Raw genomic sequence first — 12,349 nt, forward strand, 5'->3', positions numbered from 1 at the left:
CCGGCGATCGGCAGGTCGAGTTTCGCGACCACGCGGCCCTGGTCTACCACCACCAGCCCGCCCTGGCTTTCGCGCACGGCGGCGAGGGCCAACTGCATGTCCGCTTCCGTGCGGCCGGCGACGATGATGTTGTGCGCGTCATGCCCGACGCTGCTAGCGACCGCGCCGCTCTTGAGGCCGAAATCCTTCAGCAGCCCATGCCCGACATTGCCGGCGGATTTGCCATGCCGTTCGATGACGGCGGCAAAGCAGAGGCCGTGCAGGTCGAACTGGGCTGGCCAGTCGCCATCGGCCGGGTCAAGCCGGACCTGATCATGGATCAGCACGATGCCCGGCAGTTCGGTCCGGATCGCATTCACCGTCACCGGCTCGGTGGGCAGAGCGGGTGTCAGGGTCAGCCCGCCCGGGATTGTCACCGTCTCGTAGGCGCGTTTGGGATAGACATAACGCTCGCCTGCGAACTGGGCGTCGAGTTCCGGCGTGATCTTCCGATGATCGACGGCGAGAACGCCGCCATACCAGGTGCTTTGCGGCACGAGATCGTCGTTCAGCAGCACGATGTCCGCCCGCCGGCTATGGCCGAGGGCGCCGAATTCGCCGTCCATGCCGTACCGGGTCGCGCCATGGAGCGAGCCCATGGACCATGCGACTTCGGGTTTCACCCCGGCGCGCACCGCTTCCCGCGCCACCCAGTCGAGCCCGAACATCGCGAGATCGTCGGCCTCCCGGTCGTCGGTGCAGATGCAGACGCGCTTCGGATTGGCGCCGAGTTCGGTCACCGCCTTGATGGCCTGGGGCAGCGAATGCCAAGGCGTCGTCGGCGGCCCGCCGCGCAGGAAGACCCAGAGCCCGGCCTCGAGAAAATCATTCGCGATCTCGCGGTCGATCGCCTCATGCGTGTCGGTGACGCCGCTCGCCGCATAGGCCGCGACGAATTCCCGCCCATAGCAATGGCCGCTGACCGGGCGGCCGCGTTTCAAGGCTTCCGCGATGATGGCGTGGCTGCGCGCGTCACCCATGGCGACATGGACGAAATCCATCTTCTCGCCGAGGCCGACCGCTTCGGGCCAGGCGTCGAAGATGGCCCCGATCTTCTCGGGCGTGAGGTCGCCGCCCGCCGTCTCATGCTCGGGCGAGGTCGCGGGCACAGTGCTCGGCACGGTCAGGAAGATGTTCAGCGGCGCAGCGCGGGCATCCTCCAGCATCCAGTCGACGCCATCCTTATCCAGAACATTGCCGATCTCGTGGCTGTCGCAGAAGATGGTGGTCGTGCCGTTGAGGAGTGCTGCCTCGGCATAGGCGCAAGCGGTGATCAGGCTGCTCTCGATGTGGACGTGGCTGTCCACCAGGCCGGGGGCAATGATGCCGCCCGCCGCATCGTAAATGGCGGCACCCTCGCCGCGCCAGGAGCCGGCGGGCTTCACGGCGGCGATGCGGCCGCGGGATACCCAGATTTCACGGTTCGGAATGATCCGCTCGGAATAAGTCGAGAGGATGCGGGCGTCGCGGATGACGAGATCGGGCGCCGCCCTTCCGTGTGCCACCGCTGCCAGATGCCGGGTGACGGAGGACAGCGCCGGGACGGAAAACCGGGTGATCGTCATGGGATCTTCTTCGTCTCCACGGATTGAGAAACTCGCAAGGCGCGCAGGCGGGACGCCTTTTCCGCGATGCCGCTGACGCCTTCGCGCCGGGTCAGTTCGGCCCAGACCTCATCGGGGCTGACGCCCGCGTCCACCCAAAGAACCAGCAGATGATACAGCACATCCGCACTTTCGGCGACGAGGGCGGGCTTGCTTGCGCCGCGCACCGCCTCGATCAGGCATTCCACCGCCTCCTCGCCGAATTTCTGCGCGATCTTGGCAGTGCCGCGGGACATCAGGCGGGCGGAGTGGCTGACAGCCGGGTCCGCATGACGCCGACTTTCGATCGTCTCCCAAAGCCGGTCGAGCACGGCCGCGTCGTGACCGGGGAGCGGGGCGGCCGTTTTGGCGGGCCGGGCCGCCTTCGCAGACAATTTTTTGGCGGTCGCCTTTTTGGGCGACTTTTCCTTTTCGCTCCGGGCCTTGGTGCCGCGGGCGGGAAGCTTGGCGGGTTTGGGCATGGGCTTGGTCCTCAGGTGCCGCGTGGCAGCCGCACGGGCAATTGCGCTTCGGCCAGGGCGGCCTTGACCTCGGCGATCTTGAACTGTCCGAAATGGAAGACGCTGGCGGCGAGCAAGCCGGTCGCCCCAGCCTGCGCGCCTTCTACGAAATGACGCAAGGAGCCGACGCCGCCGGAGGCTACCACCGGAATGGTGACCGAACTGCAGACGGCGCGCAGCAGGTCGAGATCGAAGCCGCGGCCGGTACCGTCCCGATCCATGCTGGTCAGCAGGATTTCACCCGCCCCCATCACCGCCATGCGCTGGCACCAGGCGACGGCATCCAGTCCCGTGGGCGTGCGCCCACCATGACTGTAGACTTCCCAGCGTCCCGGGCCCGCCGTGCGCGCATCGACTGCCACGACAACGCATTGATTGCCGAATTTCTCGGCAGCTTCGGAGACCAGTTCGGGGCGGGAGATGGCGGCTGAATTGATACTGCACTTGTCCGCACCCGCCAGAAGCAGGCGCCGCATGTCGATGGTGGAGCGGATGCCGCCGCCCACCGTCAAGGGCAGGAAGATGCGCTCGGCTGTCTTGGAAACGACATCGAGGATCGTATCGCGGTTCTCGTGGCTTGCGGTAATGTCCAGAAAGGTGAGCTCATCGGCGCCGGCGGCGTCATACAGTGCCGCCTGCTCGACAGGGTCGCCCGCATCACGGAGAGAAACGAAATTGACACCCTTGACGACCCGCCCGTCCTTTACGTCCAGACAGGGGATGACACGGAGCTTCAGCATGGGATCGGACTTGTCATGGTGCCTGTCTTTTGAGCAAGGACCGGGCATCGCGCAAGGGAAAGCATCGGTGAAAAGGCCGGGAGAGGCGGTGCGATGACCGCCATGCACGAGCACCACGACCATGACCATGACCATGACCATGACCATGACCATGATGACCATGACCACGATCACCACGACCATGGCGGGATGGGCCATGTGCATGCTCCGGCCAGCTTCGGCCGCGCCTTCCTGATCGGCATCATCCTGAATATCGGATTCGTGGTCGCCGAGGTCGTTTTCGGCCTGCTCGGCGGTTCGGTCGCTCTGCTCGCCGACGGTGCCCATAATCTGACGGACGTGCTGGGCCTGGGGGCCGCCTGGCTCGCGACCGTGCTCGCCCGGCGTCCGCCGACCGCGCGCTTCACCTATGGCCTCGGCCGTTCGACCATTTTGGCGGCGCTCACCAACGGTGTGCTGCTGTTGCTCGCCACCGGCGCCATCCTGCTCGAGGCGGTGGAGCGTCTTGTCACCCCGGCGCCGGTCGCGGGCGTCACGGTCATGATCGTGGCCGCGGTCGGCATCGTGATCAATGGCGTGACCGCCTGGCTCTTCGCCTCAGGCTCCAAGGGTGACATCAATATCCGTGGCGCTTTCCAGCACATGCTGGCCGATGCCTTGGTCTCGGTCGGCGTCGTGGTGGCCGCCCTGCTCATCTCGGTCACGGGCTGGAACCGGATCGACCCTCTGGTCTCGATCATCATCGCGATCGTCATCGTCGCGGGCACTTGGAGCCTGCTGCGCCAGTCGCTCAGCATGACGATGGACGCCGTGCCGGACGGGGTGGATGCCGCCGCGGTGCGCGGCTACCTGCGGTCGCTCCCCGGCGTGAGCGAGGTGCACGACCTGCACATCTGGTCCATGAGCACGACCGAGACTGCGCTCACCGGCCACCTCGTCATGCCGGGCAACCACCCTGGGGATGTCTTCCTGCGCGAAACGTGCGAGCATCTGCACAGCCGCTTCCGGATCGGCCATTCCACCCTGCAGATCGAGATCGACGGGGAGGTGGCCTGCCGGTTGGCGCCGGAGGACGTCATCTAGCCCTGCCCGGCGGGCGGCGCGCCCGATATGCCGAGGATCGGGCGGGAATTCGGACAAGACTGAGAGTTTGGAAATTTGGAACTATCGCCTGTCACGCAAGCCTTCGTCCTGCATTTCGGAGAAATGGGAAGCCGCTGGGGGATCAACCGCACTGTCGGCCAGATCTGCGCACTGCTCTTCCTCTCCGCCCGCCCGCTGCCCGCGGATGAGATCGCCGAGGCACTGGGCTTTTCCCGCTCCAACGTCTCCATGGGGCTGAAGGAACTCCAATCCTGGCGGCTGGTGCGGCTGCAACATCTCCCCGGGGACCGGCGCGAGCATTTCTCGACGCCCGATGATGTCTGGCAAATCGTCCGTATCCTGGCGGAGGAGCGGCGGCGGCGCGAGCTGGACCCTACGCTTTCCATCCTCCGCGACCTGCTTCTGGACAACTCAAGCGGCCCGGCTGAGGAGCATGCCTATCAGCGCATGCGCCAGATGCACGATCTTCTGGAACTGATCACCAAGTGGTCAACGGATATCCAGAAGCTGGAAACCGATCAGCTGATCGAACTCATCCGCCTCGGCGGCCGTGTCGTCCGACTGCTCGAACTCAAGAACCGCCTGCCGCTGATCGGCCGCCGAGGTGACAAGTCTCGCGCGGACGGCGGCTACACCCCCGAGGAGGGGCGCGGCCTCGAAGAAGAGGAAGTTGAGGAATGACCGCGCGGCGTCTCTGGCTGCTCGGAATCTATGCGGCCCTCGTCACGCTGTGCGGGCTCGGCGCTCTGCTGCTCAAACTCTTTGCCTCTCACTAGGGTCTGATCGGTTCAGAGTGAATCGCGGGAGCGAATCATCTGAACCGAACGGAGCCCGGGGAGGCCGGGTGGTTTCCAAGGCGAATCAGCCTTGCGGACGGCCTTGAAATGCTTCTAGAAACGACCATCCGATGGGTCATTTCCGGAAGAGATCGAAAAAAGATCATGGCGTTACACGGCGTTGTTCCCCGGTCGGCCTGCATCGCCGGTCTTATCCTCGGTGTCTCGCTCACGGGCTGTAAGAAGAGCAACACCTACGTGGCGCCCCCGCCGCCGGAGGTCTCCGTTGCGACCCCGCTGGTGCATGACGTGCGGCGTCATCTCGAGACGACCGGCACGGTCGATCCGCTCAATTCGGTCGATCTCGTGGCCCGTATCCAGGGCTTTCTCTACAGTCAGAACTATACAGACGGCGCGATGGTCAAAAGCGGCGCGACACTCTTCACCATCGAACCGCCGCCTTATTTCGCCCAGCTGCAGCAGGCGCAGGCGCAGCAGGCCGCCGCGCAAGCCAATCTCGTTCAGGCGCAGCAGCAGTATGATCGCCAGGCTCAGCTGCGCGCGCAGAACGTCAATTCCCAGGCCGACCTCGACAATGCGCAGGCGAAGCGCGATGCCGCCCAGGCCGATGTCGACAATGCCATTGCCAGCACTCAGCTTGCCGCGATCAACTATTCCTATACCCAGGTGAAGGCGCCGTTTGACGGCCAGGTCTCCACCCATCTCGTCTCCGTCGGCCAGATGGTCGGAGCCGGCGGGGAGAAGACGAAGCTTTCCACGATCGTCCAGGTCAAGCCGATCTACGTCTACTTCTCGCTCAGCGAGCCCGTCGTGCAGCGGATCCGCGCGGCGCTTCAGGCCATGGGCAAGACGCTTGCCGATGTCCACAATGTTCCGATTGCGATCGGGTTGCAGACCGAGACCGGATTTCCGCATGTCGGCCAGCTCGACTATGTGGCGCCGACGGTCGATGCCAATACCGGCACGCTGACGGCCCGTGCGCTGATGCCGAATACCGATGTGGCGCTGCTGCCGGGCATGTTCGTGCGCGTGCAGGTGCCCCTCGGCGTCGACCAGAACGCCCTTCTTGTGCCGTCGACGGCGATCGGCTCGGGCCAGGGCGGCTCTTATGTTCTCGTCGTCGACGACCAGAACACCGTGCAGGAGAAGAGCATCACCACCAGTACCGTGGTCGATGGGCTGACCGTCGTCGACAAAGGCCTCGCCGCGACCGACAAGGTCGTGGTCAACGGGTTGCAGCGCGCCATCCCAGGCGAGAAGGTGGCGCCGCAAACCGCCGCGCCTTTGACCGCACCCGCTGACATCGACAGCGCCCAGTAAGGGGGCGCGAATGTTCTCGAAATTTTTCATCGAGAGGCCGGTTCTCGCGAACGTCCTCTCCATTGTCGTGGTGCTCGTCGGCCTCGTCGCGATGCTGGGGCTGCCGATCGCGCAATATCCGAACGTCGTGCCGCCGACCGTCCAGGTCACGACGACCTATCCCGGTGCCAGCGCCGAAACGCTGATGGATACCGTGGCCCTGCCGATCGAGCAGCAGGTCAACGGTGTGCAGGACATGCTCTATATGCAGTCGTCCTCCACCAGCAGCGGCTCCTATACGCTGACGGTGACCTTCAAGATCGGCACGGACCTGAACTTCGCGCAGGTTCTGGTGCAGAACCGTGTCTCCGCCGCGCTCGCGCAGCTGCCTGCTTCGGTGCAGGCGCAGGGCGTCGTCGTGGAGCAGAAATCGACCTCGATCCTGCAGATCGTAACGCTGTCCTCGCCCACCGGCCAGTACGACAGCCTCTATATGAGCAACTACGCCGGCATCAACATCACCAATGTGCTGGCGCGCCTGCCCGGCGTCGGCAATGTCGCGGTCTTCGGTGCCGGCTCCTACGCCATGCGTCTGTGGCTCGACCCGAACGCGCTGAAAGCGCGCGGGCTGACCCCGGCGGATGTCATCAATGCGGTAAAAAGCCAAAGCCAGGCGGTCACGGCCGGGCAGACGGGCGCACCGCCCGCACCTTCGAGCCAAGCCTTCCAGTACACGATCAACATCCAGGGCCTGCTGACAACGCCGGAGCAGTTCGGCGACATCATCGTGAAAAGCGGGCAGGGGACAGGCGGGCTTATCACCCGGGTGCGGGACGTGGCGCGCATCGAACTCGGCGCGCAGAATTACGCCCAGACCTTCACGCTCAACAATAAACCCTCGGCCGGCATCGCCATCTACCAGCAGCCCGGCGCGAATGCCCTCCAGGTCGCCAACGAGGTCAAGAAGACCATGGCGACCTTGGCCAAGAATTTTCCGCAGGGTCTGACCTACAGCATTCCCTTCGACACCACGCTCTTCGTTACCGCCTCGGTCGACGAGGTCTACAAGACGCTGATCGAGGCCGGCATTCTCGTCCTCATCGTCATCCTCGTCTTCCTGCAGGATTGGCGCGCGACGCTGGTGCCGGCGACGACGATCCCCATCACCGTCATCGGTGCCTTCGCCGCCATGGCGGCGTTAGGTTTTACCATCAACCTCTCCACCCTCTTCGCGATCGTGCTGTCCATCGGCATCGTGGTCGACGATTCCATCGTGGTGGTCGAAGGCTCGGCCCAGCAGCTCGAACACGGGCTACCCGGACGCGCCGCCGCCATCCAGGCCATGAAGGAACTCTTCGGCCCGATCGTCGGCATCACACTCGTGCTGATGTCGGTCTTCATCCCGGCTTCGCTCACGCCCGGGCTCACCGGCCAGATGTATGCCCAGTTCGCCCTCGTCATCGCTGCGACCGCGCTGATCTCGGCGATGAACGCGGCGACGCTCACGCCCACGCAATGCGCGCTTTTCCTGCGCGTCCCGAAGCCGCCGGAGCAGCGCAACTTTCTCTCTCGCGGCTTCAATCGCGGCTATGACGGCGTCGCCCGCTGGTATGCCGGCATCATTCGGCACATGACCAATCATGCCGGTCTCTCGGCCATCGTCGCGCTCATCATGATCGTGGGGGCCGTCTGGGGTATCGCGCGCCTGCCCACTGGCTTCCTGCCGATCGAGGATCAAGGCTACGTCATCATGGGCGTGCAGCTGCCGGACGGCGCCTCGCTCGGCCGTACCAGCCAGGTGCTGCAGCAGACGGCCGCTCTCGCCGAGAAAGTGCCGGGCGTGCAGCAGGTCATCGGTATCGGCGGCATTTCGGTCATCGACAACAGCGCCCAGCTCGCCAATGCCGGCGTCAACTATGTGATGCTCAAACCCTGGGGCAAACGCGGCAAGGGCGAAGATCTCCGCTCGATCTACGAGAATCTCACCAAGGCGATCTCGGTGGTTCAGTCGGCGCAGACCTATGTGCTGGTTCCACCTGCCATTCAGGGCATCGGCAATGCCAGCGGCTTCACCATGATGTTGGAGCAGCGTGACGGCAGTAACGACTTTGCGAAGCTGCAATCGATCACCCGCACGGTTGTCGAGGCGGCCAGTGGTCAGACCGGCATCGCCCGGGCGACCACCTCGTTCCGGGCCGACGTGCCGCAATATGACGTCGTCATCGACCGCGTGAAGGCCGAGAGCCTGCACGTCAACGTCGGCGATGTCTTCTCGACCATCTCCTCCTATGTCGGCTCCACCTTCATCAACCAGTTCAACGAATTCGGCCTCACCTTTCAGGTCTATGCCCAGGCGGATTCGAAATTCCGGCTCGGTATCAACCAGCTCAACAATCTCTACGTGAAGAGCCAGGACGGGCTGATGATCCCGGTCGGCACCTTGGTGAAGATCAAGCCGACCGTCGGGCCGTCTCTGATCAGCCTGTATAATCTCTACCCCTCGGCGACGGTCATCGGCGCCAATGCGCCGGGCTTCAGCTCGGGGCAAGCGCTGGACTTGATGGATCAAGTTGCGGCCCATAATCTGCCGCGCGGCACGGGCTATGACTGGACGGCGATGTCCTATCAGGAGAAGGCGGCGGGCGGGCAGATCGTCTATGCCTTCGGTTTCGCGCTCATCCTCGTCTATCTCGTGCTCTGCGGACAGTACGAAAGCTGGGTCACCCCGGTCTCGGTGCTGCTGGCAGTGCCGCTGGCCCTCATCGGGCCGGGCCTCGTGCTCGGGCTGCTCGGTGTCGACAACAACCTCTATGTTCAGATCGGTCTTCTGCTGCTGATCGCGCTGGCCGCGAAAAACGCCATCCTGATCGTGGAGGTGGCGCGCGAGCACCGAATGGCCGGCCGCTCCATCCTGGATGCCGCGCGGGATGCGTCCCATGCGCGCTTCCGTCCGATCTTGATGACCTCCTTTGCCTTCATGCTGGGTGTGGTGCCGCTGATCATGGCGACGGGCGCGGGCGCCAATTCGCGCAAATCCATCGGCATCACGGTCTTCAGCGGCATGGCGGCCTCGACCTGCCTTGCCGTGCTCTTCGTGCCCTCCTTCTTCATCGTGCTGCAGCGCTTCGACGAATGGCTGCGCGGGACCAAGAAGCCGGAAGGCGAGGAAGCGCCGCCCGCCGCCGAGCCCACGCCCGGCCACGGGGACTGATCAGCCGAGCCGCAGCCCGAGGGTTGCGGCGATCGTTCCCAGTTTCTCTGGATTGCGGATGATGTAGATGGCCGTGATACGGCCCTCTGCGATCTCGAGCGCTGTCGCTTGCGGCAGCCCGTCTGGCTCCAGCGTCACATAGCCGGGCAGACCGTTGATGCGGCCGAAATGCAGGAGCGGGGCGGGGTCGCCCATGCGCTTGCGCGCGAGGCCCGCAAACATGCGCGCGGCGCGGGCCGCCCCCCGGATGAGGTTGCGCGCAGCCGGGCGAACGCCGCCGCCATCTGTATGCAGTACCACATCCGCCGCCAGCATCGCCCTGAGCGCCGCCTCGTCTCCGCCCTGGCTTGCGGCGAGGAAGGCGCGGGTCATGCGTGCGCGTTCCTCTTCCGGCACAGGCGAACGGGGCCTGTCCTCGGCCAGATGCGCCCGCGCCCGCACGGCAAGCTGCCGGCAGGCGGCCTCGCTTCGCTGGAGAAGGGCCGCGATCTCGGCGAAGGGCGTGTCGAACAGATCATGCAGGATGAAAATCGCGCGCTCCGCAGGCGAGAGGCGCTGGAGGGTGAGGAGGAAGGCGAAGGAGAGCGTCTCGGCCCGCGCGTGCTCGGCCTCCTGCGGTGCCTCCTCGCTTTCCAGCACCGGCTCGGGCAGCCAGGGGCCGACATAGATCTCCCGCCGGGAGCGGGCGGATTTCAGGTGATCCAGCGCCAGCCGCGCGGTGACTTTCAGCAGCCAGGCACGCGGGCTGTCGATCGTCGCCCGGTCGGTGGCGGCCCAGCGCAGGAAGGCATCCTGCGTTATATCCTCGGCTGTGGCTCGGCTGCCCGTCATGCGATAGGCAAGCCCGATGAGGTCGGCACGGAGCGGCGCGAAGATCGCAGCCGCTCCCTCGTCGATCCTCATGTCCCGGCAGGCACCGCCCGGAAGCCGATGGCGAGCCGGTTCCAGGCATTGATGGTGGCGATCAGAAGAGACAGTTTCACGATCTCCGCCTCCGAGAACTGTTCGGTCAGCGCTGCGTAATCCGCGTCCGGCGCATGCGTCTGGGCGATCAGGGTGAGCGCCTCCGTCCAGGCCAGCGCCGCCCGTTCCCGGGGCGTATAGAAGGGCGCTTCGCGCCAGGCGTCGAGCAGAAAAAGCCGCGTCGGCGTCTCGCCGTCCTTCATCGCGTCCCGCGTATGCATGTCGATGCAATAGGCGCAGCCGTTGATCTGGCTGGCGCGCGTCTTCACCAGCTCGATCAGGCTCTTCTCGAGTCCGGATGTAACGGCGGCCTTTTCCAGGGCCAGCATCGCCTTCATCGGCTCGGGGGCGGCGTGAAAATAATCGAGACGGGGTTCCATTCAGGTTACTCCTCTTGGGTTTCAGTCCCAAGACGAAGCAGCGGAGCCGGATGTGACGGTGGGCCGCAAAAGAAAACGGCCCCGAAAGCGGAGCCGTTTGTTATCCCCTGGTTAGCGGGCGTCGGTTACGCCAGCCGCCCGTGGCAGTATTTGAACTTCTTGCCCGAGCCGCAGGGGCAGGGGGCGTTGCGCGGTGTCGCGCGCCAATCCTCCGGCAGGTCTGCCAGCGAGGTCGCGCCCTCGGTCGCCTCGGCCACCAACGCCGTGCTGGCGAGCGCCGCGCCGTCGGCCGCCCCAAAGCCCAAGCCAAAACTCTGGTTCAGCGTTTCCTCAGGATTGTTCTCGAACATCAGCCGGGGCTGCGGCTCGGGCGGCTCCTGGGGCTGGGTGAAATCGACCCGGGCGAGCGTCGCCGTCACCCGCTCCTTGAGATCCTCCAGCATGCCGCCGAACAGCGCGAAGGCCTCGGACTTGTATTCCCGCAGCGGATCGAGCTGGCCATAGGCGCGCAGCCCGATGCCCTGGCGCATATGGTCCAGATTGAGCAGATGCTCCTTCCAGACATGGTCCAGGGTCTGCAGCAGCAGCGACTTCTCGACCATGCGCATCAGTTCGGGGCCGTAATTCGCGGCCTTGGCAGCCATCAGCGCGTTGCCGGCTTCCTCCACCCGCTCGCGGATATGGGTCTCGTCGATGCCTTCCTCGCGGCCCCAATCCTGGATCGGCAGCTGCAGGCCGAGAAGACGCTCGATATCCTCGGCAAGCGCCTCGGTCTCCCACTGCTCGGCGAAGGCTTTTTCCGGAATGCGGCGGGAGACGATCCCGGCGATGACCTCGTTGCGCATCTCGGCCACAACCTCCGAGACGTCCTCGAGCATCATGAACTCGCGGCGCTGGGCATAGACCTCGCGCCGCTGGTCGTTCATCACGTCGTCGTATTTCAGCAGGTTCTTGCGGATGTCGAAGTTCCGCGCCTCGACCTTCTTCTGCGCCTTTTCCAGCGCGCGGTTGATCCAGGGATGGGTGATCGCCTCACCCTCCTTGAGCCCCAGCCGCTGCAGCATGCCGCCCATCCGGTCCGAACCGAAGATGCGCATCAGGTCGTCTTCGAGGCTCAGGAAGAAGCGCGAATGGCCGGGGTCGCCCTGGCGGCCGGAACGGCCGCGCAGCTGGTTGTCGATGCGCCGGCTCTCATGCCGCTCGGTGCCGATGATGTAGAGGCCGCCGGCGGCCAGCACCTTCTGCTTGTTCTCGGCCACCTCGGCCTTGATGCGCTCGATCTCGCGGGCGCGGCCCTGCTCGTCGGTGATGCCGTCCAGTTCCTGCTTGATCCGCATCTCGACATTGCCGCCGAGCTGGATGTCGGTGCCGCGGCCGGCCATGTTGGTGGCGATGGTCACCGCGCCGGGCACGCCGGCCTGAGAGACGATGAAGGCTTCCTGCTCGTGATAGCGGGCATTGAGCACGGTGTGGGGGATCGGCACCGGCCTGGCCGACAGTTCCACCAGATAGGCGCCGATGATGCGGTCGCGTTCGGCCTGCGCCTTGGCCTCGGCATTGGTCTTTTCGTCCTTCTCCACGCTTTCCGCGCGGGCGACCAGCTGCTTGCCGGTCTCGCGGATGTATTTCTTGTCGCTGAGCTTGGCGTCGATGACTTCCGACTTCTCGATCGAGGCGGTGCCGACCAGAACCGGCTGGCCGCGGCGGTGCAG

General features: G+C 65.1%; 10 protein-coding genes. 4 read left to right on the forward strand and 6 right to left on the reverse strand.

Going from position 1 to position 12,349, the window contains the following annotated elements:
- From VL752_RS15815 to hisF, 3 genes are all read right to left on the reverse strand, one after another.
- Positions 1 to 1,604: adenine deaminase C-terminal domain-containing protein (locus tag VL752_RS15815; protein ID WP_325356821.1), on the reverse strand; the 1,604-nt coding region annotated here is incomplete at its 3' end.
- Complete coding sequence (locus tag VL752_RS15820) at positions 1,601 to 2,104, reverse strand: phosphoribosyl-ATP diphosphatase (protein ID WP_325356822.1); 504 nt, start codon at positions 2,102 to 2,104, stop codon at positions 1,601 to 1,603. The genes VL752_RS15815 and VL752_RS15820, both read right to left, overlap by 4 nt.
- An 11-nt stretch (positions 2,105 to 2,115) precedes the next feature.
- The gene (gene hisF, locus VL752_RS15825) at positions 2,116 to 2,883 is read right to left on the reverse strand and encodes an imidazole glycerol phosphate synthase subunit HisF (protein WP_325356823.1); all 768 of its coding nucleotides are present in this window, start codon (positions 2,881 to 2,883) and stop codon (positions 2,116 to 2,118) included.
- 189 nt (positions 2,884 to 3,072) lie between these two features.
- Between hisF and VL752_RS15830 the strand changes: the two genes are divergently transcribed.
- The 4 genes from VL752_RS15830 (at position 3,073) to VL752_RS15845 (ending at position 9,294) form a co-directional block, all read left to right on the forward strand.
- Positions 3,073 to 3,966, forward strand: a complete 894-nt coding sequence (locus tag VL752_RS15830) for a cation diffusion facilitator family transporter (RefSeq protein ID WP_413788772.1) — start codon at positions 3,073 to 3,075, stop codon at positions 3,964 to 3,966.
- A 123-nt stretch (positions 3,967 to 4,089) separates the two neighbouring features.
- On the forward strand, positions 4,090 to 4,668 hold the full coding sequence (locus VL752_RS15835; protein WP_325356825.1) for a GbsR/MarR family transcriptional regulator: 579 nt from the start codon (positions 4,090 to 4,092) through the stop codon (positions 4,666 to 4,668).
- 260 nt (positions 4,669 to 4,928) lie between these two features.
- Positions 4,929 to 6,104, forward strand: a complete 1,176-nt coding sequence (locus VL752_RS15840; RefSeq protein ID WP_325356826.1) for an efflux RND transporter periplasmic adaptor subunit — start codon at positions 4,929 to 4,931, stop codon at positions 6,102 to 6,104.
- A gap of 10 nt (positions 6,105 to 6,114) precedes the next feature.
- Positions 6,115 to 9,294: an efflux RND transporter permease subunit gene (locus VL752_RS15845; RefSeq protein ID WP_325356827.1), complete on the forward strand. Its 3,180-nt coding sequence runs from the start codon at positions 6,115 to 6,117 to the stop codon at positions 9,292 to 9,294.
- On the opposite strand, the gene VL752_RS15850 is transcribed toward VL752_RS15845, so the two are convergent.
- The 3 genes from VL752_RS15850 to VL752_RS15860 form a co-directional block, all read right to left on the reverse strand.
- Entirely contained in the window at positions 9,295 to 10,197 is a 903-nt protein-coding gene (locus VL752_RS15850; RefSeq protein WP_325356828.1) for a sigma-70 family RNA polymerase sigma factor, read from the reverse strand.
- Positions 10,194 to 10,637, reverse strand: coding sequence for a carboxymuconolactone decarboxylase family protein (locus tag VL752_RS15855; protein WP_325356829.1), 444 nt, complete (start codon positions 10,635 to 10,637; stop codon positions 10,194 to 10,196). The genes VL752_RS15850 and VL752_RS15855 overlap by 4 nt, the downstream gene beginning before the upstream one ends.
- Positions 10,638 to 10,762: 125 nt before the next feature.
- The coding region (locus VL752_RS15860; protein WP_325356830.1) for an SEC-C metal-binding domain-containing protein at positions 10,763 to 12,349 on the reverse strand (1,587 nt) is incomplete at its 5' end.

It is taken from the genome of Acidisoma sp., assembly GCF_035492295.1.
In the GTDB taxonomy this organism is placed as follows: domain Bacteria; phylum Pseudomonadota; class Alphaproteobacteria; order Acetobacterales; family Acetobacteraceae; genus Acidisoma.